This window comes from Kitasatospora sp. NPDC001540, from assembly GCF_042894345.1.
Lineage (GTDB): Bacteria > Actinomycetota > Actinomycetes > Streptomycetales > Streptomycetaceae > Kitasatospora > Kitasatospora phosalacinea_C.
Genome location: NZ_JBIAVO010000014.1, coordinates 47,402 through 74,047, shown reverse-complemented (window position 1 = coordinate 74,047; position 26,646 = coordinate 47,402). Strand labels below are relative to the sequence as shown.

At 76.7% G+C, this 26,646-nt stretch carries 26 protein-coding genes and 1 pseudogene; 11 read left to right on the top strand and 16 right to left on the bottom strand.

Going from position 1 to position 26,646, the window contains the following annotated elements; genetic code table 11:
* Positions 1 to 8: 8 nt before the first annotated feature.
* The 3 genes from ACFY00_RS18555 to ACFY00_RS18545 form a co-directional block, all read right to left on the bottom strand.
* The gene (locus ACFY00_RS18555) at positions 9 to 440 is read right to left on the bottom strand and encodes a GNAT family N-acetyltransferase (RefSeq protein WP_388032569.1); all 432 of its coding nucleotides are present in this window, start codon (positions 438 to 440) and stop codon (positions 9 to 11) included.
* Between the two features lie 228 nt (positions 441 to 668).
* The gene (locus ACFY00_RS18550) at positions 669 to 833 is read right to left on the bottom strand and encodes a hypothetical protein (RefSeq protein WP_388032568.1); all 165 of its coding nucleotides are present in this window, start codon (positions 831 to 833) and stop codon (positions 669 to 671) included.
* Between the two features lie 97 nt (positions 834 to 930).
* Positions 931 to 2,682 (bottom strand): cation:proton antiporter, encoded by a 1,752-nt coding sequence (locus ACFY00_RS18545; protein ID WP_388032567.1) that lies wholly within the window; start codon positions 2,680 to 2,682, stop codon positions 931 to 933.
* A gap of 248 nt (positions 2,683 to 2,930) precedes the next feature.
* Here ACFY00_RS18545 and ACFY00_RS18540 point away from each other — a divergent pair, with 248 nt between their 5' ends.
* Positions 2,931 to 4,277 (top strand): NAD(P)/FAD-dependent oxidoreductase, encoded by a 1,347-nt coding sequence (locus tag ACFY00_RS18540; protein ID WP_388032566.1) that lies wholly within the window; start codon positions 2,931 to 2,933, stop codon positions 4,275 to 4,277.
* Positions 4,278 to 4,386: 109 nt separating this feature from the next.
* Positions 4,387 to 5,046 carry a zinc ribbon domain-containing protein gene (locus ACFY00_RS18535; protein ID WP_388032565.1) on the top strand — a complete coding sequence of 220 codons (660 nt, stop codon included), beginning with the start codon at positions 4,387 to 4,389 and terminating at the stop codon, positions 5,044 to 5,046.
* A 72-nt stretch (positions 5,047 to 5,118) separates the two neighbouring features.
* Here the strand turns inward: ACFY00_RS18535 and ACFY00_RS18530 are convergent, their stop codons facing one another.
* The gene (locus ACFY00_RS18530) at positions 5,119 to 5,370 is read right to left on the bottom strand and encodes a hypothetical protein (RefSeq protein WP_388032564.1); all 252 of its coding nucleotides are present in this window, start codon (positions 5,368 to 5,370) and stop codon (positions 5,119 to 5,121) included.
* A 224-nt stretch (positions 5,371 to 5,594) separates the two neighbouring features.
* On the opposite strand from ACFY00_RS18530, the gene ACFY00_RS18525 reads away from it, so the two are divergent.
* The 3 genes from ACFY00_RS18525 to ACFY00_RS18515 all read left to right on the top strand — a co-directional run bounded on the left by ACFY00_RS18525 (position 5,595) and on the right by ACFY00_RS18515 (position 7,951).
* The gene (locus ACFY00_RS18525; protein ID WP_388032563.1) at positions 5,595 to 6,224 is read left to right on the top strand and encodes a helix-turn-helix transcriptional regulator; all 630 of its coding nucleotides are present in this window, start codon (positions 5,595 to 5,597) and stop codon (positions 6,222 to 6,224) included.
* Between the two features lie 31 nt (positions 6,225 to 6,255).
* Positions 6,256 to 6,795, top strand: coding sequence for a DUF3291 domain-containing protein (locus tag ACFY00_RS18520; RefSeq protein WP_388032562.1), 540 nt, complete (start codon positions 6,256 to 6,258; stop codon positions 6,793 to 6,795).
* Positions 6,796 to 6,943: 148 nt separating this feature from the next.
* The gene (locus ACFY00_RS18515) at positions 6,944 to 7,951 is read left to right on the top strand and encodes an NADP-dependent oxidoreductase (RefSeq protein WP_388032561.1); all 1,008 of its coding nucleotides are present in this window, start codon (positions 6,944 to 6,946) and stop codon (positions 7,949 to 7,951) included.
* Between the two features lie 25 nt (positions 7,952 to 7,976).
* On the opposite strand, the gene ACFY00_RS18510 is transcribed toward ACFY00_RS18515, so the two are convergent.
* Entirely contained in the window at positions 7,977 to 9,794 is a 1,818-nt protein-coding gene (locus ACFY00_RS18510) for a hypothetical protein (RefSeq protein WP_388032560.1), read from the bottom strand.
* 272 nt (positions 9,795 to 10,066) lie between these two features.
* Here ACFY00_RS18510 and ACFY00_RS18505 point away from each other — a divergent pair, with 272 nt between their 5' ends.
* Positions 10,067 to 10,534, top strand: coding sequence for a ricin-type beta-trefoil lectin domain protein (locus ACFY00_RS18505; RefSeq protein WP_388032559.1), 468 nt, complete (start codon positions 10,067 to 10,069; stop codon positions 10,532 to 10,534).
* A 45-nt stretch (positions 10,535 to 10,579) separates the two neighbouring features.
* Here ACFY00_RS18505 and ACFY00_RS18500 read toward each other — a convergent pair whose 3' ends face one another.
* The 3 genes from ACFY00_RS18500 to ACFY00_RS18490 all read right to left on the bottom strand — a co-directional run bounded on the left by ACFY00_RS18500 (position 10,580) and on the right by ACFY00_RS18490 (position 14,289).
* Complete coding sequence (locus tag ACFY00_RS18500; RefSeq protein WP_388032558.1) at positions 10,580 to 12,874, bottom strand: CRISPR-associated endonuclease Cas3''; 2,295 nt, start codon at positions 12,872 to 12,874, stop codon at positions 10,580 to 10,582.
* A gap of 72 nt (positions 12,875 to 12,946) precedes the next feature.
* Positions 12,947 to 13,351: a hypothetical protein gene (locus ACFY00_RS18495; protein ID WP_388032557.1), complete on the bottom strand. Its 405-nt coding sequence runs from the start codon at positions 13,349 to 13,351 to the stop codon at positions 12,947 to 12,949.
* The gene (locus tag ACFY00_RS18490) at positions 13,348 to 14,289 is read right to left on the bottom strand and encodes a serine/threonine dehydratase (RefSeq protein ID WP_388032556.1); all 942 of its coding nucleotides are present in this window, start codon (positions 14,287 to 14,289) and stop codon (positions 13,348 to 13,350) included. Before ACFY00_RS18490 ends, ACFY00_RS18495 begins: the two co-directional genes overlap by 4 nt.
* A gap of 212 nt (positions 14,290 to 14,501) precedes the next feature.
* On the opposite strand from ACFY00_RS18490, the gene ACFY00_RS18485 reads away from it, so the two are divergent.
* Together ACFY00_RS18485 and ACFY00_RS18480 are read left to right on the top strand one after the other, a co-directional pair.
* Positions 14,502 to 15,848, top strand: a complete 1,347-nt coding sequence (locus ACFY00_RS18485; protein ID WP_388032555.1) for a cryptochrome/photolyase family protein — start codon at positions 14,502 to 14,504, stop codon at positions 15,846 to 15,848.
* Positions 15,849 to 15,933: 85 nt separating this feature from the next.
* A complete protein-coding gene (locus ACFY00_RS18480; RefSeq protein WP_388032554.1) occupies positions 15,934 to 16,683 on the top strand; it encodes a hypothetical protein in 750 nt (249 codons plus the stop codon).
* A 52-nt stretch (positions 16,684 to 16,735) separates the two neighbouring features.
* Here ACFY00_RS18480 and ACFY00_RS18475 read toward each other — a convergent pair whose 3' ends face one another.
* From ACFY00_RS18475 to ACFY00_RS18465, 3 genes are all read right to left on the bottom strand, one after another.
* On the bottom strand, positions 16,736 to 18,016 hold the full coding sequence (locus tag ACFY00_RS18475) for an acyl-CoA thioesterase/BAAT N-terminal domain-containing protein (protein ID WP_388032553.1): 1,281 nt from the start codon (positions 18,014 to 18,016) through the stop codon (positions 16,736 to 16,738).
* Between the two features lie 139 nt (positions 18,017 to 18,155).
* Complete coding sequence (locus ACFY00_RS18470; protein WP_388032552.1) at positions 18,156 to 19,094, bottom strand: aminoglycoside phosphotransferase family protein; 939 nt, start codon at positions 19,092 to 19,094, stop codon at positions 18,156 to 18,158.
* 62 nt (positions 19,095 to 19,156) lie between these two features.
* Positions 19,157 to 19,945, bottom strand: a complete 789-nt coding sequence (locus ACFY00_RS18465; protein WP_388032551.1) for a VOC family protein — start codon at positions 19,943 to 19,945, stop codon at positions 19,157 to 19,159.
* Between the two features lie 351 nt (positions 19,946 to 20,296).
* On the opposite strand from ACFY00_RS18465, the gene ACFY00_RS18460 reads away from it, so the two are divergent.
* Entirely contained in the window at positions 20,297 to 20,716 is a 420-nt protein-coding gene (locus ACFY00_RS18460; RefSeq protein ID WP_388032550.1) for an STAS domain-containing protein, read from the top strand.
* Between the two features lie 52 nt (positions 20,717 to 20,768).
* Here the strand turns inward: ACFY00_RS18460 and ACFY00_RS18455 are convergent, their stop codons facing one another.
* From ACFY00_RS18455 to ACFY00_RS18440, 4 genes are all read right to left on the bottom strand, one after another.
* Complete coding sequence (locus ACFY00_RS18455) at positions 20,769 to 22,511, bottom strand: sigma-70 family RNA polymerase sigma factor (protein ID WP_388032549.1); 1,743 nt, start codon at positions 22,509 to 22,511, stop codon at positions 20,769 to 20,771.
* A gap of 172 nt (positions 22,512 to 22,683) precedes the next feature.
* Positions 22,684 to 23,232, bottom strand: a complete 549-nt coding sequence (locus ACFY00_RS18450; protein ID WP_388032548.1) for a thiol-disulfide oxidoreductase DCC family protein — start codon at positions 23,230 to 23,232, stop codon at positions 22,684 to 22,686.
* 11 nt (positions 23,233 to 23,243) lie between these two features.
* Entirely contained in the window at positions 23,244 to 23,654 is a 411-nt protein-coding gene (locus tag ACFY00_RS18445) for a hypothetical protein (RefSeq protein WP_388032547.1), read from the bottom strand.
* 201 nt (positions 23,655 to 23,855) lie between these two features.
* The gene (locus ACFY00_RS18440; RefSeq protein WP_388032546.1) at positions 23,856 to 25,109 is read right to left on the bottom strand and encodes an SLC13 family permease; all 1,254 of its coding nucleotides are present in this window, start codon (positions 25,107 to 25,109) and stop codon (positions 23,856 to 23,858) included.
* 208 nt (positions 25,110 to 25,317) lie between these two features.
* On the opposite strand from ACFY00_RS18440, the gene ACFY00_RS18435 reads away from it, so the two are divergent.
* Both ACFY00_RS18435 and ACFY00_RS18430 read left to right on the top strand, forming a co-directional pair.
* Positions 25,318 to 25,614: a hypothetical protein gene (locus ACFY00_RS18435; RefSeq protein ID WP_388032545.1), complete on the top strand. Its 297-nt coding sequence runs from the start codon at positions 25,318 to 25,320 to the stop codon at positions 25,612 to 25,614.
* Positions 25,615 to 25,656: 42 nt separating this feature from the next.
* Positions 25,657 to 26,343, top strand: a complete 687-nt coding sequence (locus tag ACFY00_RS18430; RefSeq protein WP_388032544.1) for a class I SAM-dependent methyltransferase — start codon at positions 25,657 to 25,659, stop codon at positions 26,341 to 26,343.
* Here the strand turns inward: ACFY00_RS18430 and ACFY00_RS18425 are convergent.
* Positions 26,340 to 26,633: pseudogene (locus ACFY00_RS18425) on the bottom strand (cupin domain-containing protein); the annotation flags it as partial. The gene ACFY00_RS18430 and the pseudogene ACFY00_RS18425 sit on opposite strands and share 4 nt — an antisense overlap.
* Positions 26,634 to 26,646 lie beyond the last annotated feature (13 nt).

The following is a 26,646-nucleotide window of genomic DNA, read 5'->3' as shown; positions in this document are numbered from 1 at the left end:
ACGAGCCATCAAGAGGTCTCCAGGTCGCGGCACCAGGCGACCTCGTCGGCCAGCGAGCCGTCCGCGAGGTACTGGCGGACCTGCGGGGCGTCGGCCAGCGCGTCGGCGGCCTCCGGGACGGGGACCTCGCGGAAGCCGAGGCGCTGCCAGAACGCGCCCGCGTCGGTGGAGAAGAGGTAGACCCGGCGGATGCCGCCCGCGGCCGCCTCGGCCAGCACGTCCTCGACCAGGCGGCGGGCGGTGCCGCTCCCGCGCTGGTCCGGCCGGACGGCGACGCTGCGCAGCAGGGCGGCCGGCCCGGCGAGCTCCAGGGCGGCGCTGGCGGTCGGACCGCTGGCGTCCCGGGTGGTCCACAGCAGGGTGCCGGGCTCGTCCAGGCCGTGCGGGTCGAGGCCCTGGGCCTGCAGGAAGTCGGCGAGGTCGTCGGTGGTGGTGGGCATCGGGCGGGCGGTCCTTCCTGGGACGGGAGCGGCAGTCGGAACGGTACCCGGCGGCTGTTACGCGGGACGGCACGGCGCCGTGTCGGACGGGTGAACCGACCCGCCGCCGCCACCGCCGCGCCGACTACGCGGAGGGCGGGTCGACCTCGGCCCACAGGCGTTCCCGCCGCCGCCCGGCGCGGTGGCCGAACCGGTCGGCCGTGCCGGGCACCCTGAGCACCGCCGTCGTCACGGCGGCGTCCGGGTGCTCCACGACCCGGAGGGCGACCCGGTGGCCGTCGCCGGGCAGGCGTTCGAGCAGGGCCGGTGGCCGGTCGGCCCGTGCAGGGCGTCGGCGATCCAGCGGGCCCGGTCGGCGGGGCTGCGGTCGGCGCGGGTGTCGTCGTGGTCCACGGGCCGCCCGTTCCGGCCCGGGCCGTCCGTTCCGGCCCGGACGTGTCGCCCCCGGTCGCGTGGACCGACAGGCCCCGTACGGGAGCGGTGCCCGTCGTCAGGCCGGGCCGAGGACGATCCGCTCGGTGACCTGCCCGGGCTGGGCGGCCTCGCCGTACAGGGTCGCGGGGATCAGGTGACCGGCCCGGTCGAGGGTGAACAGCAGGTCGTGGCCGGGCGGGAGTTCGCCGTCGGCGGGGCGGCGCAGGATGCGGGCGCCCGCGGCGTGGCGGCGGGCCAGCTCGGGGCCGGTCAGGGCGGCCGGGAGGACCATCGCCGCAGGGGCGTCGCCCACCACGCCCGGCCCGGGCGCGGCGGCGGGCAGCCGGAACACCGGCAGCTCGGACCCGTCGTGCAGCACGGCCGCCGCGAGCGCGTTGAACTCGTCCTCGGCGGTCAGCAGGTACACCGCCGTGACGCCCTCCTGCTCGGCGCCCTCGCCGCTCGCGGCGGCCAGCAGCTCCCCGTCGGCGAGTTCGAGCCCGGCGGCGGAGATCCGGGCCCGCTGCTCGTCGCGCCCGGCCCACAGCAGCACGTCCAGCCCGGCCGAGCGCAGCACGGTGGCCAGCTCGACCGTCCAGGGTTCGCCGCCGACCAGCAGCGGGCGCGAGCGGGCCGGGCGGGTCACCCGCAGCAGCCGGGCCACCGGCACGGCGGTCAGGCCGTACAGGGTGACGGTCATGACGATCACCAGGAAGGTGGCCGGGAGGATCTTCTCCGCGCCGCCGACGCCCGCCGCGGCCAGGCCGGCGGAGAAGGTCGCGGCGGTGGACGCGGCGACGATGCCGCGCGGCGCCATCCAGCCCAGGAACGCCCGTTCGCCCTCGGTCAGGTCCGTCCCGACGGTGGACAGCGCCGCCACCACCGGCCGCACCACCAGCACCAGCACCGCGACCAGCGCCAGCGCGGGCAGCAGCACCGGCCGCACCGAGGACCAGGTGACGGTCGAGGAGATCGACACGAACAGCACGCCGACGACCAGTGACACCAGGGTCTCGAAGAAGGTCCGCCGGGCGGGCAGGTCGAACGCGGGCACCGTCGCCACCACCACGCCCATCGCGATCGCGGCGATCAGCCCGGTGTCCTCGCGCAGCACGTCGCACAGCGCCGCGATGCCCACCACCACCGCCAACTGGGCGCTGGTGGCCAGCACTTCGCCCAGCCGCGCGCGCACCAGCAGCCACCACAGCAGCGCCGCGCCGAGCAGCCCGCCCAGCAGACCCAGGCACACGCTGGCGGCGAACTCCAGCAGCCCGGAGCCGAGCTTCCGGTGCTGCTCGCTCACCAGCGCGTGGTAGACCAGCGCACCGAGGATGGCGCCGACCGGGTCGATCAGCGAGCCCTCCCACACCAGGATCCGCTGCACCCGCTCGGTCGGGCGGACGAAGTTCAGCAGCGGCCCGACCACCGTCGGCCCCGACACCACCAGGACCGCGCCCAGCATCGCCGCCGCCTGCCCCGAGACGCCCAGCAGCGGCGCGGCCACCAGCGCGGCGGCCGGGGCGGTCAGCACGGTGCCGACCCACACCAGCCGCACCACCGCGTGCCGGGTGTGGCCGGTCAGCTTGCGCAGGTCCAGGCCGAGCCCGGCGTCGTACAGGATGACCGCGACGGCGAGCGAGACCAGCGGGGAGAAGGCCGGGCCCAGCAGCCGGTCGGGGTGGACGTCGTCGGTCACCGCCCCGGCGGCGAAGCCCACCGGCAGCAGCACGATGATGGCCGGGACGTGCAGCCGGGCGGCCAGCAGCTGGGAGGCGACGGCGAGTACCACGGTCAGCCCGGACCCGATCAGGATCTGCTCAGAGGTCATCCCACCATCCCATGCCGCCCACCCGTTCCGCTGCGCGCCACGCGCCCGGCAGGTCCCCCGTCCGGCCCAACGCGGCGACCGGGCCCGGCCGACCGGCACCCGGCGGCCGACCGGGCCCGGGCAACTGGGGCGGTACCGGTCGGAAACGGTGAAATCCGCCTCCGGACACGGCAGTTGTCCGTGCAGGAACGGCGAACGGACTGCGGACTTCCGATGACCGTGCGCGCCGCATCCCTTACTGTACGGACATGGGTTCCAGGGGGAGCGCGGTCGGCGACCGCGGTACGGCAGTGGTGATCGGCGGCGGCCTGGCCGGGTGCCTGGCGGCCTGGGCGCTGCACGGCGTGGCGGAACGGGTCGTGGTGGTCGAGCGCGACCGCTACCCGGACGGGACGGACTTCCGCCCCGGCGTCCCGCAGGCCAAGCACGGCCACCTGCTGCTGGAGGCGGGCCAGCGCACCCTCGACGAGCTGCTGCCCGGCCTCCTCGGCGAACTCCTCGCGGCCGGCGCCACCCGCGTCTCGCTCTCCGGCGGCCTGCGCTGGCTCACCTCCGCGAGCTGGCTCGCCCCGTACGAGGGCGACCTCGCGGTGCTCACCTGCAGCCGCCCGCTGATCGACCGGCTGGTGCTGGACCGCGTCCGTACCGCCCCGAACGTCGAGTTCCGCACCGCCACCGAGGTGACCGGGCTGCTCGGCGACGGACACGCCGTCACCGGCGTGCGGGTCAGCGGCCGCGGGCGCGGCCGGGACGGCGGCGAGGGCGAGGAGATATCCGCCGAGCTGGTCGTCGACGCCGCCGGACGCGCCACCGCCGCCGCCAAGTGGCTCTCGGTGATCGGCGCCCCGCCCGCCCCCCGCGAACGGGTCGACGCCGGGGTCTCCTACGCGACCCGCTTCTACCACCGGCCCGCCGGCGCCGACCCCGCAGCCGCGCTCTACCTGCAGAGCCACGCCCCCGAACAGGGCCGCTTCGGCGTCCTGCTGCCCGTCGAGGGCGACCGTTGGATCGTCGGCATGGGCGGCATGCGCGGCTTCGAACCCTCGATCCAGGCAGAGGAGTTCGAGAAGCAGCTCGGCCTGCTCCGCGATCCCGGCATCGCCGAGGCGATCGCCGACGCCAAGCCCACCGGCCCCGCCCGCGGCTTCGTCCCCGGCCCCAGCGTCTGGCGGCACTACGAACGCGCCGCCCCGCACGGCTTCCTCGCCCTCGGCGACGCCTCCTGCACCTTCAACCCGGTCTACGGCCAGGGCATGACCGTCGCCGCGCTCGGCGCCCGCGCCCTGCGCGACGCCGTCCACAAGCACCGCGACCTCGGCCACGCCGCCGTCCGCGGGACCCGCGACGCCATCGCGGCGGTCACCAAGAACCCCTGGCAGATGGCGGCCGGCGAGGACGTCCGCTTCCCCGGCACCACCGGCGGGCCCTCCGGCCTCCAGGTCCGCGTCCAGCAGCGGATGCTGGACCGGGTGCTGGCCCGCGCCGCCACCGACGCCCGGGTCGCCGCCGCGTTCCACCAGGTCGCCGCCATGGTGGAACCGCCCACCCTGCTGTTCCGTCCCTCCGTGCTGGGACCGGTCCTGTTCGGCGGCTGACCACACCGACCGCCGGCCTCCCCGGACCCGTACCGGCGCGACACCCGGTGCGGCAGCCGGTGCGACGAATCCAGACAGCACCACGGTGATCAGAGGGTTGGCAGCGGACATGAGCGAGATCCACTTCAGCAACAACCATCGCGACCTCAGCGAGCAGCACGGCACCGGCGCGGGCTTCCAGTTCGAGTTCTCCTGCTCGCGCTGCTACGACACCTGGCGATCCGAGTTCGAGCCCTTCCGCACCGGCCAGGCCGCCGGGTGGATCAACAAGGGCGTCAGCGCCGCCTGGAGCCTGCTCGGCGGCAGCGCCTCCAACGGCCTGAGCAACGCCGCCGACGGCCTGGCCGGCGCCAGCTGGGGCAGCGGCCGCGACGCCGCCTTCCAGCGCGCCGTCGCCAACGCGCAGCAGCACTTCCACCGCTGCGCCCGCTGTACCCACCCCGTCTGCGGCCGCTGCTGGAACGCCGCCCAGGGCCTGTGCCTCGGCTGCGCGCCCGACACCGCCGCCGAGGCGGCCGCCGCCCGGCAGCGCGGCCTCAACGACGCCGTCAGCGAGAACGCGTACGCCCACGGCCAGTCCCGGGCCGGGCAGTTCGACGTCACCACCGACCGCCAACTGGTCTGCCCGCAGTGCCGCGCCGAGACCCACGGCACCCCGTTCTGCCCCGGCTGCGGGTTCCGGCTCGCCCAGCCGCCCCAGTGCGCCTCCTGCCGCGCCGAGGTGCCCGCCGACGCCGCGTTCTGCCCCGGTTGCGGCACCCGCCGCTGACCGCCCGGCACCGCCAGCCCGCCCGCCGGGGCAGCGCCGCCCGGCGGGCGGGTTCGGATCCCGTGGGTGGGTTCAGATCCCCTGGGTGGGCAGCAGCAGGATCCGCTCGGGGTCGTAGCGGCGCCAGGCGGGGGCCGCGGCGGTGCCGATCAGGCGCAGGCGGCACCAGGGCGTGCCCTCGGGGGAGTGCCACCAGCCGTTGATCCGGCCCAGGACCCAGCTCTCGGCGTCGTCGAGCAGGACCTCGACGGGCTGGTACGCGGGGCGCACGTCCTGTTCGGGCGGGGACCAGGCGGGGTCGGTCTGCAGCTGCGGAGGGAGCACTGCGGGCCTCCTTCGAGTCCGGTCGGCGGGTGTGACGGGTGCGGGGTGCCCGAACGGCCCGGCTGGTGGCGGTCGGGAACACTCTACAGAGGTGTAGAAACGGATGCCGGGCAATCCGGGCAGCGTGGCGCAAGGGTGCCGCCCCGGTGGCGTGTTCACGACCCGTCGACGGCCGCCCCGCCGGGGCCCGCGGGGTCCGGTCGGGGCGGCCATAGACTCGACGGATGACAGCTGAGGACTCCTCGATCGAGGCGCTGGGCGCCCTCGCCGACCCGGTGCGGCGGGCCCTCTACCGGCACGTGGCCGAGGCGCCGGAGGAGGTCGGCCGGGACGCGGCGGCCGAGGCCGCGGGCGTCTCCCGCTCGCTGGCCGCCTTCCACCTGGACAAGCTGGTCGACGCGGGCCTGCTGGCCGCCGCCTACCGCCGCCCGGCCGGTCGCGGCGGCCCCGGCGCCGGGCGCCCCGCCAAGGTGTACCGCCGGGCGGACGCCGAGTTCGCCGTGGCGCTGCCGCCGAGGGAGTACGGCACGGCCGGGCGGCTGCTCGCCGAGGTGGTCGAACGGGCGGGCCTGGACCGCGAGTTGCAGTCCGCGGCGCGCGCGGCGGGCGAGCGGGAGCAGGCCCCGGACCTGCCGGAGGCGCTGCGCGGGCGCGGCTACGCGCCGTTCCTGGACGGGGAGGTGCTGCGGCTGCGCAACTGCCCGTTCCACGCGCTGGCGGACGAGTTCCCGGCGCTCGTGTGCGGGATGAACCTGGCGCTGCTGGCGGGGCTGGCGGGGGAGGAGTGGACGGCCGCGATGGACCCCTGTGCGGGCGGCTGCTGCGTCTCCTTCTCTAAAAACAACAAAGATTGACTATAGAAGCCGGGGCGGTCATGCTGGCGGCATGACCACTCCTCAGTTCGCCGTGCCCCCGTCCGGCCACCACCTCGCCCAGGTCAACGTCGGCCGCACCGTCGCCCCGCTGGACAGCCCCGAACTCGCCGACTTCGTCGCCCAGTTGGCCGATGTCAACGCACTCGCCGAACGCAGCCCCGGCTTCGTCTGGCGGATGGTCGACGAGGCCGGGGCGGACGCGACGGGCCTGCGCCCCGACGAGGGCGACGAGCTGCTGCAGATCAACTGCTCGGTCTGGGAGTCGGTCGCGGCGCTGCGCGACTTCACCTACCGCAGCGACCACCTGCGGGTGCTGGCCCGCCGCCGCGAGTGGTTCCAGCGGCCCGAGGGGCCGCACCAGGCGATGTGGTGGGTGCCGATCGGCCACCGGCCGAGCGTCGCCGAGGCGATGGCGCGGATCGCCGCGATCCGCGCCCACGGTCCCGGCCCCGAGGCGTTCACCTTCCGCGAGGCCGGCCCGACCGCCCTGCGCGAGGCCGGTCCGGTCGTTCTCCGCGAGGCCGACCCGGTGCCGGGCGGGGCGGGGTGAGCGGTCCGCCCGGTGTGCCCCTGGGGGTGTGCCCCTGGCGCGATGACTAAGCGCTTGCTTAGACTCGGCGGGGCGGGACCGCCGGTCCACCCCCCGAGCACCGGCGGCCCCGCCCCCTCCCGACCCTCGCCCGCCGCAGGAGCGCACCATGCCGGTCACCAACCGTCAGATCCGACTCGCCCGCCGCCCCGTCGGCCCGGTCCGCCCCGAGGACTGGGCGCAGACCGAGGAGCCGGTCGCCGCCCCGGAGGAGGGCTGGTTCGTCGGCCGCACCCGCTACCTCTCCCTCGACCCCGCGATGCGCGGCTGGCTCGACGACCGCCCCTCCTACCTGCCGCCCGTCGGCCTCGGCGAGGTGATGCGGGCCGGGTCGATCGTCGAGGTGGTCGAGTCCGCCCACCCCCGCTACCGGGTCGGCGAGTTCGTCACCGGCACCTTCGGCGTCCAGGAGTACGTCCGCTCCGACGGCAGCGGCACCCACCGGGTCGACCCGGCGCTGGCCCCGCTCCCCACCCACCTCGGCGCCCTCGGCATGCCCGGCATGACCGCCTACTTCGGCCTGCTGGAGGTCGGTGCCCTGAAGGAGGGCGAGACCGTCGTGGTCTCCGGCGCGGCGGGCGCGGTCGGCAGCCTGGTCGGCCAGATCGCGAAGGTGAAGGGCTGCCGGGTGGTCGGCATCGCCGGGGGCCCCGACAAGTGCGCCTGGCTGACCGGGGAGTTGGGCTTCGACGCGGCCGTCGACTACCAGAACGAGGACGTCCGCCGCGCGCTGCGCACCCACGCCCCCGACGGCATCGACGTCTACTTCGACAACGTCGGCGGCCCGATCCTGGACGCCGCGCTCACCCGGCTGGCGATGCACGCCCGGGTGGTGGTCTGCGGCGCGATCAGCCAGTACAACAACGAGCAGGCCGTCCAGGGCCCCGCCAACTACCTCTCCCTGCTGGTCCGCCGGGCCCGGATGGAGGGCTTCGTCGTCTTCGACCACGCCGCCCGCTACCGCGAGGCCGCCCGGGAGATCGCGGGCTGGATCGCCGACGGCCGCCTCACCGCCCGCGAGCACGTGGTCAAGGGCGGCATCGACGCGTTCCCGGAGACCTTCCAGATGCTGTTCCGCGGCGCCAACACGGGCAAGCTGGTCCTCGAGCTCGCCTGAGCCCCTCCGGGCCCCCGGCCGCGCCTCAGTCGATCGGGCGCAGCCGGGTGCCGGAGGCGGTGACCGCCTCGACCGTGCTGGGGCCGCTGCCCGGGTTGTCCAGGGCCAGGGTGCGGGTGGGCCCGGCGGGCTGGTCGAGCCTGCGGGACGGGGTGGTGACGACCAGGCGGGAGACCCGGCGGCTGGCGGCGACCAGCAGGTACGGGGTGCCGTTGGGGGCGCGCCAGCGGTACTGGGCGACGGTGTCCTGCTCGTAGCGGCTGCAGGCCCGGCCGTCCGCGTGGGCGAGGCGCTCGGCGCGGCCGCCGTTCGGCGGGAGGACCGCGGCCGCGGCGCTGCCGGAGCCGTCCCAGTGGTCGGCGCGCAGGCAGGCCCAGGCCAACTCCCCGGCGTTCTGCGGGAGTTTCTGGTCGGCGAACTCCCAGAGGTTCAACTGACGCACCTCCGGCCCGACTTCGGGTACCGCGCAGGCGCCCGACGCCCACCGGTGCAGCGCCTGGGAGCTGACGGCCTCCTGCGGCGGGCGGGCCTGGGCGGCGGCGTCCGGGGGTGGCGTGTAGGTCAGGTGGGCAGGGGTGAGGCCACCCAGGTCGGCGAGCAGGAAGGCGTGTTGCTCGGCGACCGCCCGGTCCGAGCGCAGTTGCAGGACCGGCCCGGGGCACCCCTGGGCGGTGGTGCCCGGCATCGGGTCTGTGACCCCGTCCGGGAAGGGCAGCGGGCGTTCGGCCTCGTCGGGCCGGTCCAGTCGGCGGGTCGCCGCGGCGGCGATCCACGGCGCCAGCAGGTAGCGGGCGCCGCGGTCGTTCCGGTGCAGGACGACCGCCGCCCCCGCCGTCACGTCGCTGTCCCCGGCGGGGGAGAGCGCCAGGGCCGGGGCCGCGGCCGGGTCCTCGGTGTAGCGGGCCAGACTGCGGCCGTCCGTCAGCAGCACCACGGCGGCGCCGTCCAGCCGTCCCGCGTACAGGAGTTGGGGTGCGGCGGTGGGCGGGGCGGCCCGCTGCCAGGCGGTGGTGGCGCGGCTGATCAGGGCGGTGTCGTCGAGCAGGCCGCCGCGGGCGGGCCAGACGGCGAGGCCAAGTTTCGCGGTGTGCCGCCACAGGTCGTCGGCGCGGCGCTCGGGGGCGGCGGACGGCGTGGACTCCGACCTGCCGGTGCCGGAGTGGGGGGAGACCAGGATCGGCGCGACCGCGGCGGTCACCGTCACCGTCACCGCCAACGCCCAGGCCAGAGCGGCCAGTCGGCGGCGGCGCAGCAGGTCGCCCGGCTGCAGGTGGACGGTGCAGGCGTCGTAGCCGGGCGGCAGCTCGGACCAGCGCGGGCTCCCCGGCGAACGCAGCAACTCGGCGCCTGCGCGGGCCGATTCGGCGGGCGCCTCCACCCCGGCCCAGGCCAGCACCTCGGCGGCCTCGGCCCGGTCCAGGCCGTCCAGCGCCTGCAGGGCGAAACCGGCCCGGGCCGGGGGCGGCAACTCGGCCAGCCGGGCGTCCAGTTCGGCGTCCGCGTCGTCCGGCGGGGTGAACAGCCGCACGCCCCACACCCGGGGGAACCCGGCCGCCGTCCACCGCCGCCGACGCAGCGCCCCGCGCAGCACCCGGACCCGGGCCGCCGGGTACCCGTCCGCCCCGCCCGCCAACCCGCTCGCCAGCCCGCCCACCACCGGCAGGGCCCGCTGCACCACCGCGTGCGCCGCCACCACCCGCGCGTGCCGCCCCCGGTCGGCGGGCAGCGTCAGGTACGCCAGGCACACCAACCGCCGGTAGTGCCGCACCAACACGGCCTCCGCGGAGCCGAGTTGCCCGCCGGGGGCGGCCACCCCCGGCCGCGGCAGCGTCTTGAGATCCATCGGCCCTCCGAGGTGTCGGGAAGAAGCCCGGTGACGTCGGACGGACCAACGAGTGGATCATCGGATAGTTGCGCCACGGCCCCGTCGCGCCCGGCGCCCCGGTGCGCAGCCGACCGGGTGAATGCCGCTGCGCTGAGTAGTCGGACGGTTACCGTTTGCTGCTATCAATGGCGGTGCGCTCGACTCCGAGCCGCTCACCCCAAGTGTCGTCCGTAGCCGAATCATGCCCGCACGCGCGCCGGACGGCCGCGTCCAGAACGGAATCCCCGCCCATGGCCACCGCACTCCGCCGCACACTCACCCTGGCCGCCCTCGCCCTGACGGCCTCCTTCCTGCCGGCCGGGCAGGCGGGCGCGGCCGACCCGGCCCCGCACCCCGGCATCTACTGCCTCGCCAACGCCTGGGGCGCCCCGAACATCGGGACCAAGCCCTGCGACGCCAACGACCCGGGGCAGCACTTCACCGTCTCGGGCCAGCAGATCTCCCTCACCAAGGCCCCCGCGTACTGCCTCGCCAACGCCTGGGGCACCCCGAACGTCGCAGTCAAGCCGTGCGACCCGCAGGACCTCGGCCAGTACTGGACCGTCTCCGGCCAGCAGATCTCGCTGACCTACGCCCCCGCGTACTGCCTCGCCGACGCCTGGGGCACCCCGAACGTCTCCACCAAGCCGTGCGACCCGAAGGACCCGGGCCAGCACTGGGTGGTCTTCAACGAGCAGGTCAGCCTGGCGTACGTCTGATCCGCGGCGTCCGCCGGGGCGGGTCGGGCCCCGGCGGACGGCCCGTCAGACCGGCCCGTCGTGGCGGGCGCTGGAACGCCAGTCGGCCGTGCGCACCAGGCACTCCAGGTGGGCGAGGCGGAACGGGCCCAGCGCGGGGTCGGCCAACAGGGCGGCGACCAGGGCGGGCCAGGTACCGCCCGGGCGGAACGGGGCGGCGGGGGAGAGCGGACGGGCCGGGAAGTGCTCGCCGGACGAGACGGTCACCGGCGGGGTGCGGTCGCCCTCGCGCACGCCCAGCAGGGTGCCCGCCTCCTCGTCGCGCTCGGGGCGGACCGAGACCCGGACCTGCCCGTGGTGCGCCGCGACCAGGTAGGTGACCAGCGACGGGTCGAGGCCGGGCGGGTGCCAGTGGTCGCCGTCCAGCAGCAGCAGCGCGCTGACCAACTCGTGCCGGAAGTACTGGCGGGACGAGACCCCGTTGTTCCAGGGGGCCTTGGACTTGGCGAGCAGCCCCTCGGGCGGGTCGCCGCCGCCGTCGCGCAGCATGGCCTGGAACACCCCGTGGCACTTGCCGAGGTCGTGCAGCCGGGCGGCCACCGCCACCGCCTCCTGCTGCGCCCCGCGCGGGCCGGGCAGCGCGGCGGTGAGCGCCCGGGCCTCCTCCTCGGTCTCCCGCAGGTGCCGGTCCAGGCCCACCCAGGCGGCGCACCCGGTGGCGGGGGGCGTGCGCCCGGTGAACAGCGAGGGCACCGGGGTCGGGCTGCCGGGGGACCAGCCCATCCCCGGGAGGTGGCCGCCGCGGGCGGAGTCGAGGAGCAGGACAGTGCCGGAGCGCAGCTCCCCGGCCGCGGCCCGCCGCCACCGCCCGTCGACGCGGTCCCGCAGCCACGCCCCGCCGTTCGCTCCGTCGGCCGCGCCCCCGTCCCGGTCGGCCCGCAGCAGGGCCCGGACCTCGGCCAGCGGTGCCTCGCACAACTCGGCCTGCCCTGGCTCCGGTTCGTCCGGCGCCGGTGCCCCTGCGGCCCCCCGGTCGCGCCAGGCGACGAAGACCGTCCGCTCCGCCTCCGCGCACACCCACGGGCTCGCGTCCGCCGGTTCGGCCTCCCGACCGGTGTCGAACAGCGCCGCCAGCTCGGCCGCGCCCAGCGCGGGGGAGCGCGGCGCGTCCGGCCCGGCGACCCGGGCGCGGAACAGGTCGGCGGTGCCGACGGCCGCCCCCTCGTGCGCCTCCAACCACTGCGCCACCTCCGCTCCCGGCCCGTCCGGTTCGTCCGGCCCGTCCGACCCGTCCGGCGGGACGCACCACAGCAGGTCGCCGCCCTCCGGGTGCTCACCGTGCCGGTTGCAGCGCCCGGCCCGCTGGACGAAGGCGCTCCACGGGGCGAGCTCGACCAGCACCGTACGGCCGGACAGGTCGGAGCCGGCGTCCAGCGCCCGGCTCGCCACCACGAAGCCGTCAGCCGACGCCTCGTTCAACTCCCGTACCAGGGAGCGCCGTTCGGCGGAGCGCAGGTACGGGTGCAGCAGCACCGCGGGCCGGTCGGGGTGGGCGGCGCGCAGCGCGGCGTGCAGGTCGCGGGCCCGCTGCGGGGAGTCGAGCAGGGCGAGGGTGCGGGTGCCGGGCCGGTGCGCGGCGCCCAGGGCCGCGGCCAGCTCGGCCGCGTACCGGCCGGGGTGCGGATGCAGGCGGCGGATCCGGCGCAGCGGGCCGGGGGTGGCGGGGTCGGGGTCGGTCGGGGGAGCGGTGCCGTCACCGACCGCGGACATCCAGGTGCTGCCGGTCGGCGCCGTGGTGCCCAGTTCCTCGCGCAGCGCCTGCAGCCGCTCGCCGGTGGCCAGGCCGGGCCCCAGCAGCGGCGCCTCGTCGAAGACCCAGTGGGCGTCGTTGTGGAGCAGGGCGAAGGACACCGGCGCCATCGTCCGGCTGTCGGCGAACCCGCGCATCAGCGCCCGGCTCAGCAGCACGTCGTGGGTGCCGACCAGGACCGCGGTCCGCTCCGGGTGGCGCCGCCAGGCACCGTTCAGCCCGTCCGGGCCGGTCAGCAGGTGCAGGTCGACCTGCTGCGCGAGGCCCAGGCGCGCCAGCCACTCGCCGATCCGGGCGTGCGTCCAGTCCGCGAAACTGCCCTGCGGCAGCACGTACACCAGCCGCCGCGGGGTCGCCCCGGGCGCCGACACCGTCCGCCGGTACAGCCAGGCCAGCACCGCGCCCGCGGTCTTCCCGCCCCCCGACGGCACCCGCACCCACCGCGGCAACCCGCCCGCCGCGAGCGCCCGCTGGTGGGCGTGCGGCCGGTGGCCGGTCGCCGTCCGGAAGAACTCCTCGTACCCCTGCGTCCCCTCGAACTCCTGCGTCATCCACGTCCCTCCGTCACGGTGGACCCCGACTCTAGGGCGCGGCGCGGACGGGCGGGGGCAGTTGGCCCGGCGTCAGATCCGCGCGAGGACGGCCTGCAGGGCCCGCTCGGTCGGCTCGATCACCACGGCGGTCTCCCGCAGCTCCGGCGGCAGGTCGCGGCGCGCGTCCTCGCGCAGGAGCAGCGCGACGCCCTCCTGCAGCACCACGGCGGCGTCGAGCGCTGCGGCCAGTCGCAGGAACAGCGCGGTCGGGTCGCCCCGTTCCAGCCGGTGCGCGGTGACGCAGCGCAGGCCCGCCCCCGGCTCGGCGGGGTGGTGCAGGCCGACGGTGCCGCCGTCCGGGAGGACGAGTGCCGAGTACGCGTCCTCCCGTCCGGCCGGGGGCAGGTGCGGGGCGGTCAGCTCCAGGAAGCGCGCGGCGTCCAGTTCGGCGGCCGCGCCGCCCACGAACCGCAGCAGGTAGAGGCTGTAGCTCACGCGTCCGGCCCGGTCAGGGTACCGGGGTCGGTGTTGGCGCCGCACAGCACGACGCACACCCGCTCGCCCGGCTCCGGGCGGTAGGCGCCGGTGGTCAGGGCGGCCAGGGCGGTGGACGCGGCGTGCTCGACGGCGATCCGGTGCTCCTCCCACAGGGCGCGGCGGGCCCGGACGATCGCCGCGTCCGGGACGAGCACGGTGCGCACGCCCTCGTCGCGGGCCGCCGCCAGGGCGGTCGCGGAGGCGCGGCGGGCCCCCAGCGAGTCCGCGGCGACCGACTCGACGGGGACGTCCACCGGCTCGCCCGCCGCCAGCGCGGCGTGCAGCGCCCGGCAGTTCTCCGGCTCCACCGCGACGGTGCGCACCCCGTGCGCGCGGGCCGCGGCGGCCACGCCCGCGAACAGGCCACCCCCGCCGACCGACACCACCACCGTGTCCAGGCCCGGCACCTGGCGGTGGACCTCCTCCAGCAGGGTGCCCGCCCCGGCCGCCACCAGCGGGTGGTCGTACGCGTGCGAGGCCAGCGCGCCGCTGGTCGCCGCGAACTCCTCGCAGGCGGCCAGCGCCTGCGCGTACTCGCGGCCCACCAGCCGGACGTCCGCGCCGTAGCCGCGCAGCCGCTCCACCTTCACCGCGGGCGCGTTCTCCGGCAGGAACACCGTCGCCCGCACGCCCTCCCGCCGCGCCGCCCACGCGCAGGCCAACCCGGCGTTGCCGCCCGAGGCGATCGTCACGCCCGCCTCCGGCAGGGCGCCCGCCTCCCGGTGCGCGCGCAGGAAGTTGGCCGCGCCGCGGGCCTTGAACGAGCCGGTGTGCTGCATGTACTCCAGTGCCAGCCACGCTCCGTCCGGCCCGCCCGGGCTCACCGCGACGGGGCGGACCAGCCCGGCGATCCGCTCGGCGGCGGCCCGGACGTCGGCGTGGTCGAGCTGGTGCACACTGCGCTCCCGAAGATCGGCAAACGGGGGACGCGGCCGACACTATCCCGTCCGGCGGGCCCTGACCCATCCGCTTCGGCGACCGCTCCGAAGAACCGGAGGGGACACCCGTCCCCTGGCGTCGACCCGCCGCGCCCCGGAACGTCGGAGCACCGGAACATCGACAGGTCGCCGTGTCGACACCGCCAGCACCCGTACGGAAACCAGCACCCATGACACTCGCCGTCGTCCTGTTCACCCAGGACCTGCGCCTGCACGACAACCCCGCCCTGCACGCCGCCCGCGCCGGGGCCGACCGGGTCGTCCCGCTGTTCGTCAGCGACCCGGCCGTCGCCGCCGCCGGGTTCGCCGCCCCCAACCGGACCGCGTTCCTGGCCGGCTGCCTCGCCGACCTCGACGCCGGGCTGCGCCGGGCGGGCGGACGGCTGCTGGTGCGCGAGGGCGACACCGCCGAGCAGACCGCGCGGCTCGCCGCCGAGACCGGCGCGACGAGCGTCCACCTCGCCGCCGGGGTCAGCGACCACGCCCGGCGCCGCGAGCAGCGGCTGCGCCGGGCCCTGGGCGACCGGCTCCGGGTGCACGAGGGCTCGCTGACCGCCGTCCCGCCCGGCGCCGTGCTGCCCGCCGGACGCGACCACTACGCCGTGTTCACCCCCTACCACCGGGCCTGGCAGCGGGCCCCCCGCCGCACCCCGTTGCCCCCGCCGCGCGACCTGCGCACCCCCGAGGGCCTCACCGGCGCGCCCCCGCCCACCGCGACGCCCACCGCCCGCAGCCTGCCCGCGCCCGGCGAGAGCGCGGCCCGCCGCGCCTGGCAGCGCTGGCGCACCGAGCGCTACGCCGAGCTGCACGACGACCTCGCCGCCGACGGCACCTCCCACCTCTCCCCGTACCTGCACTTCGGCTGCCTGTCCGCCAACGAACTCGTCCACCTCGCCGAACGCCGCGGCGGCCCCGGCGCCGAGGCCTTCGTCCGGCAGCTGGTCTGGCGCGACTTCCACCACCAGGTGCTGGCCGCCCGGCCCGACGCCGCCCGCGCCGACTACCGTCCGCGCGACGACCACTGGCGCACCGACCCGGAGGAGTTCGCGGCCTGGTGCGAGGGCCGCACCGGCTACCCGATCGTCGACGCGGGCCTGCGGCAGCTGGTCGAGACCGGCTGGATGCACAACCGGGCCCGGCTGCTGACCGCGAGCTTCCTCGCCAAGTCGCTCCACCACGACTGGCGGACCGGCGCCGCGCACTTCCTGCACCACCTCGTCGACGGCGACCTCGTCAACAACCAGCTCAACTGGCAGTGGGTCGCCGGGACGGGCACCGACACCCGTCCCAACCGGGTCCTCAACCCGCTCGCCCAGGCCGACCGCTACGACCCCGACGGCGCCTACGTCCGCCGCTGGGTGCCCGAACTCGCCCACCTGCCCGGCCGCGAGATCCACCGCCCCTGGCAGTCCGGCCAGCGCCCCGCCGACTACCCGGCACCGGTGATCGCCCCCGGCACCACCGGCCACCGCCTGCGCGCCGCCCGCCTCGGTCGGGAGCCCGGCCCCGGCGCCTGACCCGCCCGGCCCGGCCCGGCGCCCGCTCCGGGCAGTTGTCCGAACGGCCGCCCCGCTCCGGGGTCGGTACGACTAGCCTCTCCGGATGGACCTCCCGGAGCGCCTCGCCGCCCTGCGGGCCCTCGCCACCGAGGGGTCGGCCCTCCCGCCCGGCCGACTCGCCGCGCTCGCCGCCGAACTGGACCTCCCGCTCGCCGACCTGTACGTGGTGGCCGGGCGCGAGGTGCCGGACGAGCTGCTGCCGCCGGAGCGCGAGGACCGCGTGCTGCGCGGCTTCGCCGAGCGGGTCAGCCACTGCGACCACGGGCAGTTGGCCGCGATCGAGGCGTACGTCCGGGCGCTGCCGCCGGTGCCGGACGCCCCGCGTCCGACCGCCCCGCCACCGTTCTTCGCGGGGCCCGGCGGGGCCCGGCGGGCCGAACCGCCGCCCGCGGAGCGCGGGTTCGCCGTCACCCTGCTCGGGATGTTCCGCAACCGCGGGTTCTCCCTCGGCTCCCTCCCCTTCATGGGGCTGTCCCGGAGCACCGTCACCGGCCTGGTCCGGAGCTGGGTGCCGAACCAGCACCGGCGCTACCAACTGCTCGGCCTGACCGGCCCGTTGGGCTGGCCGCTGCCCGAACTGTTCGCCCTCGCCGGGGAGCCCTGGTCACCGGCCTTCCGCCCGCACTCGCCCTGCCGCCACACCGGCCGGGTGTACGCGGCCGCCGCCCACCTGACCACGGCCCAACTCGCCGTCGCGGCCGAGGAAGTGGCCCGGCTGAAGCCGGACCTGCCCTGCGGCGTCTGGCAGCCGGTCTCCGAGGGCCACGTCGCCGAGTGCCCGGACTTCGCCTGAACGGGTGCGAGTGCGGACACCGGGCACCGCGCACCGGGCGCCGTACCGGCCCTCAGCCCTGCGCGGCTGATCCCGTGAGGGAGGCGAGGAGCGCCAGGACCTCGGGCCAGCCCGCCGCCTGGGCGGCGGCGTCGCCCGCGCGGGTGCCGCCGAAGTCGCTCGACCGGCCGGTCACCGGGTGGACGGGCCGGGTGCCCGCGGCGAGGTAGGGGTAGGTGCCGACCCCGTGCCCGGCGTCCGGGTAGACCAGGGCCCGGTGCGGGTACGGGTCGTGGTCGGCGTCGAGTTCCTGGACGATCTGCCGGGCCGACCGGGGCGAGGGCCACAGCAGGTCGTCGGCGCCCGCGAGGGCCAGCACCGGCCCGCTGACGCGGTCGAGCGGGATGGGCCCCAGGGGGACGGCCTTGCCGCCCTCGGTCCAGGCGGTGGTGTCGCGGTCCGGGAAACCGTTGTTGACCTGGGAGGACGGGGAGTACACGATCGCGCCGTGGACGCGCTCGGGGTAGTGGTCGGCCAGCAGCAGGGCGGCCTCGCTGCCGCGCGAGTAGCCCAGCACCAGGAGGTGGGCGGGGTCGGTCCCCGGCTGCCCGGCCAGCAGGTCGGCGGCGCGGACGAAGTACTCCAGCGGGATGTCCTCCAGCCGGTCGGGCAGGCCGGGGAGGCCGAAGTAGCCGAGCGCCAGGGCCGGGTAGCCGTGCGAGGCGAGCAGGGACGCGGTGGACGTCCCGCCGTTGCCCCCCTCCGAGCCGCCGAAGACCAGGACGGCCGGGTGGCGCGGGGTGCCCGGGGCCGGGAGGAACAGCTCCCCGGCGACCCCGTCGGCGGCCGGGGTGAGCTTCCGACTGGTCACGCCGTCCGCGAACCAGGCGCGGGTCAGCGTCCGGGACGCGGACGGGTGCCCGGGCAGGTCGGCGGTCAGGGTGACCTCGTAGCCGTGCTGCGGCGACGGCGCCGGGAAGAAGGAGGACTGCTCGGGATCGCCGTCCTGGGGGGCCATCGACCAGAACAGGCCCATCCCGTCCGCCCCCTGGTAGGTGCCGGAGCGGGGGGCGGCCGTGTCCAGCAGCACCCGGCCGTCGGCGTCCGCCCGGAAGACGGCCCGCCCGCTCCACTGCCGCCCCCGCAGGTCGGTGGCCCGGGAACCGACGGTGACCTCCGCGCCGGGCGGCAGCCCGGTGATCCGCACGTGCACCGCCCGGTCCACCAGCGCCGTCGGCGCGTCCACCTCGATCACGGCGGGCCCGTCCGGGCCGTGCGAGCAGCCCGCCGTTCCCGCACCGAGCAGGGCGAGCGCCGCCCAGACGCCCACCAGGCCCCGTCCCCGGTCCCTCATGTTCCCGCTCCCCGCCCCGCCGACCGCCGGTTTCTGCAAGTTTCAGAAACAGCATTCAATACTCCTCCCGCCCGGCCGACAAGATCCGGAACGGGGACGGGCGCACCGGGCGGGGACGGGCGCACCGGGCGGGGACGGGTCAGCCGCGCCGGTGGTCGGCCAGGACCTCGGCGAGGGCGCGACGGGCGGCGCGGACCCGGGCGGGGTCGGCGCCCGTGGTGCCCGGGGCGGCGCGCAGGCCCTCGGCGAGGACGAGCAGCGACTTCCAGGTGAGCCAGCCGCGGGCCCGGGCCCAGGTGTCCTCGTCCAGGTCGACGGCGCGGCGGAACGCGGTGCGGCTGTCGCCGGCGAACAGGCCCCAGGCGATGACCAGGTCGCAGGCCGGGTCGCCGACGCCGCAGGTGCCGAAGTCGATGACGGCGGCCAGTTCGCCGCCGGAGACCAGCAGGTTGCCCTCGGCGACGTCCCCGTGGAACCACACCGGCGGGCCGGACCACCTGGTCTCCAGGGCCTCGTCCCAGACGGCGGCGGCGTGCGCGGTGTCGACGTGCCCGGCCAGGTCGGCCAGGCAGCGCCGGGTCTCCTCGTCGTAGTGGGCGAGCGGCGCGCCGCGGTGGAAGCTGTGCGCGCCTGCGGCGGGGGCGCCGGTGGTGTCGCAGCTCCGCAGGGCGCGGAGGAAGGCGGCCAGCGACTCCGCGAACCGGGGCAGGTCGGCGATCCGCTCCGGGGCCGCCGTCGCGCCCTCGATCCAGCCGCGCACCGACCACGGATGCGGGTACCCCTCGCCGGGCCCGCCCCGCCCCAGCACCCGTGGGACGGGCACCGGCAGGGCGGGCGCCAGGCGCGGCAGCCAGGTGTCCTCCTTCGCCACCGCCGGGACGTACGAGGCGTGGGTGGGCAGCCGCACCGTCATCCGGGTGCCGAGCCGGTACGTCCGGTTGTCCCACCCGTCCACCGGCACCGGCACGACGGGCAGGTCGGCCCACTGCGGGAACTGGGCCCGCAGCAGGCGGCGCACCAGCGCCGCGTCGATCCCGGCCCGGCCGTCCTGCGGTGTGCGCTCCCCATCGGTCACCATGAGCGGGAATCCTGCCGTCCGCACCGCCCGGGCGGCAACGCGATTACCCGCCCCGGCCGGCCTCAGGTCCGGACGGGCGTCATCAGGACGAAGTCCGCGCCGGACGGGTCCACGCAGACCGACATCCGGCCGATCCCCGGGGCGTCCTCGGGCCCCGCCGCCACGGCGCCGCCGCCGTCGCGGACGGCGGCGGTGGCCGCGTCGCAGTCGGCGACGGTGAAGACCGGGTGCCAGGCGGGGACACCGCGGGAGAGCACCAGTTCGGCGGGGCCGACCTGCAGGACGCCGCCGTGCATGCGTTCGGGCGGCTGCCCGGCCGGGGTGACGATGGTGTACGTGCGGCCGCCCGGCATCGGGGTGTCCGCGCGCTGCCAGCCGAACACCGCCTCGTAGAACGCCAGCGCGCCCGCCGCGTCCGTGGTGTGGAGCTCCGTCCAGCACAGCCCGCCCGGGTCGTCGACCGCGGCCAGCCCGCCGGACCGCCCCGGCGTCCAGACCGCGAAGCGCCCGCCCTGCGGATCGCTGAACTGGGCCGTCGACGCCCACCCGGCCACGTCCCGCGGCTCGACCCGGACGGTGCCGCCCGCGCGCAGCACGGACGCCGCCGTCTCGTGGACGTCCGGGGTGAAGAAGTACGGCATCCAGGCCGAGCGGGCGCCCCGTTCGGTCAGCAGGCCGATCCCGCCCGCGGTCCGGCCGTCGCGGCTGGCGAGCAGGAAGTCGGCCGAGCCGTCCGGTCGCTCGAACTCCCACTCCAGCACCGGACCGTAGAACGCGGCCGCGGCGGACACGTCGGGTGCGCCCAGGTCCAGCCAGCACGGTGAGCCGGGCACGAAATCGGTGGTGATCACGGCGTTCTCCCTTCGCCAGGCACCCTCGGGTCGCTCTCCCCAGCCTGTCACCGGCCCGCACCGGCCGCGTTCCGATGAGCCGGGCCGAGGCCGTAAGCGGGCCGGGCCGAGGCCGGAGGCGGGCCGGGGCCGAGGAGCGGGGAGCGGGCCGAGCGGTACCGCCAACCGGAGGAAATCCTGTGCAGATCGTCGGATCGGGCAGCGAATTCGAGCGTCCAACGGATCACTTCCATGACATTTCGCGGAAATTACTCCGCGCGGCCGCTAAATCGTCACCTGGAACAGGGTTGCCGCCGGAGGAAACGGGCAGGGGCCGCAATACCCCCAGCGATCCCAGAGAAAGGCAACAGCGTGGCATTGAGCGTGAGCTACGGGGAGCGATACGGCTGGACAGTGGTCCAGGTGGCCGGGGAGGTGGACATCAGCGGAGTCGCAGCCCTCCGCGAGCGCCTCCAACGACTGGTCACCGACGGCTGCCTGCGGATGGTGGTCGACATCAGCCGGGTCGACTTCTGCGACTCCACGGGCTTCGCCGTCCTGGTCGCCACCCGCCGCATGCTGTCCTCCCGCGACGGGCAACTGCGGCTGGTCCTGCCCGGCCCCGACGTCCACACCCGCAAGATCCTCCAGCTCTTCGGCATCGAGCGGATCTTCGACGTCCACGACTCCGTGGACGAGGCCCTCGCCGACCTGCGCGAGGCCGTCCTGACCGGGGAGGCGGCCGACGCCGTCCCGCGCCCGCGCGAAGGGACCCACGCCACCACCGACTGACCGCACCGCCCGACCCGGAGCGGGCGGGGGGCGGCGTCGGCGGGGACGGGAGTCAGCGCGGCGTACCGAAGTCCTGCGTCCACCAGGGCCCACCACCGCCCAGGTGGACACCCACCCCCAGCTCGGTGAACTTGCAGTTCAGGATGTTCGCCCGGTGACCGGGGCTGTTCATCCAACTGTCCATCACCGCGGCCGCGTCCTTCTGACCGCGCGCGATGTTCTCGCCCCACCCGCTCCACGCGTACCCGACGGCGTCGATCCGCTGCTGCGGACCGGCGCCGTCCGGGTTGGTGTGGTCGAAGAAGTTGCGCGCCGCCATGTCCTCGGAGTGCCGCAGCGCCGCCGTCGCCAACTTCGCGTTCGCCGTCAGCGGACCGCAACCCGCCTTCGCCCGCTCCGAGTTGACCAGCTCCAGCACCTGCTGCGCCAGGTCGGCGGAACGCTGCTGGGCCGAGGCCGAGGAGGGGGCGGCCGAGGGCGGCGCGGCGGGCGGGGCGGGCGAGGACGGTGCCGGGGCGGGCGGTGCGCTCGCCGCCCGGGTGCCCGGCGCGGGGGAGGGGGAGGCGGCGGCGGAAGGCGCGGCGGAGGACGGCGCCGGGGGCGCGGACGGGGCGGCGGCGGACGTCGGGTCGACCAGCGCCGCCGCGGACGCCGGACCCTGCTCGGCGGCACCCACCGCGGGCGGCGCGTCCGACCCGCCGACCACCACCAGCAGCCCGGCCACCACCGCCACCGCGGCCACCACCCCGCCGCCCACCAGCACCCGGCCCGGGCCGCGCCGCGGCGCCCGCCGGTGCCCGCGCCGCGCCGCCCCCGCCCGGTGCGAGCCGCCCCGCCCGGCCCCCCGCCGGTGCGCGGCCCGCCCCGGCGACGCCTGCCGGGCGGCCCCGACCGGGTCGTACCCGGAGCCGGCGCCGGAGCCGTCATACCCGCCGTATCCGTCGCACCCGGAGTCGAAGTCGGAGCCCGAGCCGAAGTCGGAACCGGGGGAGGGGCTGAAGTCAGGCCCGGGCCCGTACGCGTACCCCGCCCCGAACCCGGCGCCGTCCGGCAGCGGCACCATCGCCAGCCCCGCCAGCAGTCCCTCCGCGGGCACCAGGCCGCGGCGCTGCTCCCCGCAGACGGCGCACTCCCGGGCGTGCCGCCCGATCCGCTTGCGCCACAGCGCGCCCGGCACGCCGTTCCACCCGGCCGTCAGCTCCGCCAACCACGGGCAGCCCGGCACCGCGGCCAGCGCCCGGACGACCACCCGGGCCGCCTGCAACTGGCCCTTCATCCGCTGCACCCGTACCGCCGCGTGCTGCGGCGTCACCTCCAGCGCCGCCGCCAGCTCCGCCCGGGACAGTTCGCCCGCCGCCTCCAGCCACCACAGCGCCAGCAGCTCGCGGTCGGTGCCGTCCAGCCAGCGGGTCGCCTCCGCGACCTCGCGGCGCTGCTCGGACAGGCCCAGCCGGACGATCGTCAGGCCGACGAAGTCCGCCGCCGGGTCGGCCACCGCCGTCGGGTCCGGCACCACGTCCGGCGCGCCCGCGTCCCGGAAGCGGCGCCGGACCTGGTTCAGCGCGATCGCCACCAGCCAACTGCGGAACCCCGCCGGGTCGCGCAGCGAGCCCAGGCCGTCCACGGCCCGCAGCATCGTCTCCTGCACCACGTCGTCGGTGTCCGGGTGACCCGACAGCGCCCGGCCCACCACGTTGTAGACCAGCGGCAGGTGCCCGCCGAACAGCTCCGCCACCGCCTGCCGGTCACCGCGCTGTGCCCGCCCGACCAGCGCCGCCGCCCGCTCACTGTCCACAGCCCGGCCCGTCCTCGTGTTCTCGCGTCCTGCCCTCACACCCTCGGAGATCCACCGGAAGGCGGCGGATAACGCAAAAGCGGGAAGGACTCCTCGGCAGACGCGAAGCATAGTGAGCGGCCCGGGGCGCAGGCGGCCGCCCCGGGCGCGGTGCACTGCGCCCGGGGCGGTCTCAACCGGCGGAACCGGCGGAACGGGTGGCGGGGGAGGTGGGGGAGACGGGGTGCGGGCGGACGGCGCTGCAGGTGCCGTCCGGGCAGTCCGTCGTCCCGTCGGAGGAAGCCCCGTCGGGGGAGGTCCCGTCGAGGGAGGCGAGCAGTTCGTCGGGCCGGGGCCACCCCGCGCCGGTGGCGGCCCGGTACTTGGACGCGGCGAACGCGGCGGCCCGGGCCAGCGGCAGGCCCGCCGGGGTGGCGAGGCGGTGCGCCAGCGGGCGGTGCTCGGCCAGCGCCCACAGGCAGGTGACGAAGGCCTGCGGGCCGCGCCAGACCTCGCCGGTGTCGGCGACCACGGTGATCTCGCCGAGCGAGGCCTCGTGGTCGACGCCCGGAAAGCGGCGCCGGGCCTCGGGGGAGGCCACCGCGACGAACTCCAGCGGCACCAGCTGGGCCTGCCCGCGCAGCCAGCGGGTCAGTTGGCGGCACAGCCCGCAGTCGGGGTCGTGCAGCACGGTCAGCCCGGTGACCGGCGGCGGGGCGGCGCGGGGCGGAGGGGTGGTCACCGCGGCCGCGCTCAGGCCTGCGGGGGCGTCGGCCAGGCCAGCCCCTGGGGGGCGACCGGCGGGCGCTGCCCGCGGTCCATCGTCCCCCGGCGGCGGATCCGGTTCAGCACGTAGACGTTGGCCAGGTGCATCACGCCGATCACCAGCAGCACCGAGCCGAGCTTGACCGAGAGCGCGTCGAAGACCCCCTGCACGCTGCCGACCTGGTCGTCGGTCTTCATCCACAGCACCACGAAGCCGAGGTTCAACAGGTAGAAGCCGACCACCAGCAGGTGGTTCACGGCGTCCGCGAGCTTGTCGTCGCCGGGGAAGACGGCGCTCAGGAACAGCCGCCCGTTGCGGCTGAGGGTCCGGCCCACCCAGACCGTCACCCCGAGGGCGAAGGGCAGGTAGGCGGCATAGCTGACCACCGTGTAGTCCACGGCACACTCCTTTTTCGAACGTGTTCAAAACCCGTTGGTCAGGACAGTAGACCTATATTTGAACGCGTTCAAGTCGCCTGGTGGGGGCGGGCCCGGGCCCGGGAACGACGTCACCGGGCCCGGGAACGACGGAGCCCGCGCACCCTCACGGGATGCGCGGGCCCGGGGCTCGCGGGGAGCGGCGACGACGGCCGCGGACGGTCAGAACAACTGCAGCGAGGCCCACAGCGCCAGCACCGACGCGGCCAGCGTCGCCGGGACGGTCAGCACCCCCAGCGCCGTGAAGGTCCGCACCCCGCCGTCGTCCACCGCCCGCTCCCGGGTGATCCGGCGCCACAGCAGCGTCGCCAGCGAACCCGCGTACGTCAGGTTCGGGCCGATGTTCACGCCCAGCAGCACCGCCAGCACCGGGCCGGGCCCGGCCGGGGCCGCCAGCGGCACCAGCAGCAGCGTCGCCGGGAGGTTGTTCACCAGGTTGGCCAGCACCGCCGCCAGCCCCGCCAGCGCGAACAGCACCCCCAGCCCGTCACCGGACGGCACCAGCGCCGCCAACTGCCCGGCCAGGCCGTTGTCCACCACCGCCTTCACCACCACGCCCAGCGCCAGCACGAACGCCAGGAACGGCACCGCCGCCGAGGACGCGATCCGCCGCGGCGTGCTGCGCCCGCCCGCCAGCGCCCGCACCGCCAGCACCAGCGCACCCGCCGCCGCGGCCCACGCCGGGGAGACGCCCACCGCCGAGGCCACCGCGAAGCCCGCCAGCGTCCCGGCCACCGTGAACAGGGCGAACCGCGGCAGCCGCACCCCGCCCGACGGCACCGGCCGTTCGGCCGCCACCGCCAGCTCGTCCGCGAAGAAACGGCGCAGCAGCAGGTACTCCACGCCCACCGCGGCCAGCCAGGGCAGCGCCATCAGCGCCGTGAACCGGCCGAACCCCAGCCCGCTGGCCGCGAACGCCAGCAGGTTCGTCAGGTTGGAGACCGGCAGCAGCAGCGAGGCGGTGTTCGCCAGGTGCCCGCACGCGTACACGTGCGGGCGCGGCCGCACCCCCAGCGTCCCGGCGGTGGCCAGCACCACCGGCGTCAGCAGCACCACCGTCGCGTCCAGGCTCAGCACCGCCGTCACCAGCGCCGCCACCCCGAACACCTGCCCCAGCAGCCGCACCGGCCGTCCGCCCGACGCCCCCGCCATCCAGCGGCCGCACGCCTCGAACAGGCCCTCGTCGTCGCACAGCTGCGCCAGCACCAGCACCGCCGCCAGGAACCCCACCACCGGCGCCAGCCGACCCACCTCGGCCCAGGCCGCGGACGGCGACACCGCCCCCACCGCCACCAGCAGCCCCGCCGCGGGCACCGCCACCACCGCCTCCGGCCATCCGAACGGCCGCCGCACCGCGCACCACAGCACCGCCGCCAGCAGCAGCAGCGACAGCACCTCCGCGGACACCCCACTCACCCGAACCGCTCCTCCCGCCGAACCAGCGACCACCGGACGACCGCCGCCCGCGCGAACCTCCCATCCAAGCAGGCCCGCCCGCACCGACTACCCATTGGGCCCCCGACCATTGCCTTTGCGCGGACCGCGGCCCACCGCCAGGCTGGGACGGCACGCACCGCACCCGTCCGCACCCGTCCGGCCGGGGCCGGGAACACCTGGAGGGGACATGAGCACACGAACCGGCCGAGGCGCCCGACTGCGCGGGGCGGCGGCGAACGGGTTCTCGATCGGCTCGACGGGGTCCTTCCTGTCCATCGGCTCGGTCGGCTCGTTCCTGTCGGTCGGCTCGATCGGCTCGGCGTTCTCGATCGGGTCGGTCGGCTCGGCGCTGTCCGTCCTGTCGATCGCCTCCTGGCGCAGCGCCGCCGCCGTGCTCTCCGCCGACTCCGCCCTCGCCCTGCTCTCCTACCGCTCCGTCCGGGCCGTCCGCGCGGCCCACCGGCGGCGTGGCGGGGGCAGCTGACACCCTCCCGCGACTGTCGGCGGCGGATGGGAAGGTGTGCGGATGAACGAGCCGCTCACCCCCCTCGACGCCCCGTCGGACGTACTCGCCCCGATCGCCGCGTACTGGGACGCCGCCGCCCCCGCGTTCGACCTCGAACCCGACCACGGGCTGCTCGACGCCGCCACCCGGCGGGCCTGGCAGCGGCGCCTGGCCGACTGGCTGCCCGGCGAGTGGCTCGACGTCCTCGACGTCGGCTGCGGCACCGGCTCGCTCGCCCTGCTCCTCGCCGAGGCCGGGCACCGGGTGACCGGCGTCGACCTCGCCCCCGCGATGATCGACCGGGCCCGGCGGAAGTTCGCCGCCGCCGGGCTGGCGGGCCGCTTCCTGGTCGGCGACGCGAGCAACCCCGCGACCGGCGCCGACCGCTACGACGCGGTCCTCTCCCGCCACCTGGTCTGGACGCTCCCCGACCCGTCCGCCGCCCTCCGCGCCTGGACCGACCTGCTGCGCCCCGGCGGTAGCCTCCTGCTCGTCGAAGGCCGCTGGCGCGAAGCCGACGCCCCCGTCGAGCCCTACGCCCCCGGCACCGAGACCCTCCCCTGGGCCGGTGGCGTCTCCGCCCCCACCCTCACCGCCGCCCTCCGCCCCCTGGTCCACGACCTCCGGATCCACCCCCTCGAATCCGACACCGCCCTCTGGGGCGGCCCCGTCCACGACGAGCGCTACGCGGTCCTGGCCCGCCGCTAGGCCCCGTCCGGCCGGTCGTGCCGGGTGCGCGGGGCGGCGTACTGCTGCTCGGTGACGGGCTCGGCCCAGGTGGTCTCGAGAGAGCCGTCGGCGGTGGCCTCCCAGAGGGCGAGGTGCTCCATGAAGCGGTCGGGGGCGGCGCCGTGCCAGTGCTCCTCGTCGGGCGGGCAGCTGACGGTCTCGCCGGGGCGGGCCTCCAGGACGGTGCCGTCGCGGGTGCCGACCAGGGCGGTGCCGGAGACCACGTGCAGGGTCTGGCCGACGGCGTGGCGGTGCCAGTGGGTGCGGGCGTCGGAGCGCGAG

What these genes read in the sequence shown, in the direction of transcription:
- ACFY00_RS18555 (WP_388032569.1), bottom strand. Translation starts at nt 440, where the DNA reads ATGCCCACCACCACCGACGACCTCGCCGACTTCCTGCAGGCCCAGGGC.
- ACFY00_RS18545 (WP_388032567.1), bottom strand. Translation starts at nt 2,682, where the DNA reads ATGACCTCTGAGCAGATCCTGATCGGGTCCGGGCTGACCGTGGTACTC.
- ACFY00_RS18540 (WP_388032566.1), top strand. Translation starts at nt 2,931, where the DNA reads ATGGGTTCCAGGGGGAGCGCGGTCGGCGACCGCGGTACGGCAGTGGTG.
- ACFY00_RS18535 (WP_388032565.1), top strand. Translation starts at nt 4,387, where the DNA reads ATGAGCGAGATCCACTTCAGCAACAACCATCGCGACCTCAGCGAGCAG.
- ACFY00_RS18525 (WP_388032563.1), top strand. Translation starts at nt 5,595, where the DNA reads ATGACAGCTGAGGACTCCTCGATCGAGGCGCTGGGCGCCCTCGCCGAC.
- ACFY00_RS18520 (WP_388032562.1), top strand. Translation starts at nt 6,256, where the DNA reads ATGACCACTCCTCAGTTCGCCGTGCCCCCGTCCGGCCACCACCTCGCC.
- ACFY00_RS18515 (WP_388032561.1), top strand. Translation starts at nt 6,944, where the DNA reads ATGCCGGTCACCAACCGTCAGATCCGACTCGCCCGCCGCCCCGTCGGC.
- ACFY00_RS18510 (WP_388032560.1), bottom strand. Translation starts at nt 9,794, where the DNA reads ATGGATCTCAAGACGCTGCCGCGGCCGGGGGTGGCCGCCCCCGGCGGG.
- ACFY00_RS18505 (WP_388032559.1), top strand. Translation starts at nt 10,067, where the DNA reads ATGGCCACCGCACTCCGCCGCACACTCACCCTGGCCGCCCTCGCCCTG.
- ACFY00_RS18500 (WP_388032558.1), bottom strand. Translation starts at nt 12,874, where the DNA reads ATGACGCAGGAGTTCGAGGGGACGCAGGGGTACGAGGAGTTCTTCCGG.
- ACFY00_RS18485 (WP_388032555.1), top strand. Translation starts at nt 14,502, where the DNA reads ATGACACTCGCCGTCGTCCTGTTCACCCAGGACCTGCGCCTGCACGAC.
- ACFY00_RS18480 (WP_388032554.1), top strand. Translation starts at nt 15,934, where the DNA reads ATGGACCTCCCGGAGCGCCTCGCCGCCCTGCGGGCCCTCGCCACCGAG.
- ACFY00_RS18475 (WP_388032553.1), bottom strand. Translation starts at nt 18,016, where the DNA reads ATGAGGGACCGGGGACGGGGCCTGGTGGGCGTCTGGGCGGCGCTCGCC.
- ACFY00_RS18470 (WP_388032552.1), bottom strand. Translation starts at nt 19,094, where the DNA reads ATGGTGACCGATGGGGAGCGCACACCGCAGGACGGCCGGGCCGGGATC.
- ACFY00_RS18435 (WP_388032545.1), top strand. Translation starts at nt 25,318, where the DNA reads ATGAGCACACGAACCGGCCGAGGCGCCCGACTGCGCGGGGCGGCGGCG.
- ACFY00_RS18430 (WP_388032544.1), top strand. Translation starts at nt 25,657, where the DNA reads ATGAACGAGCCGCTCACCCCCCTCGACGCCCCGTCGGACGTACTCGCC.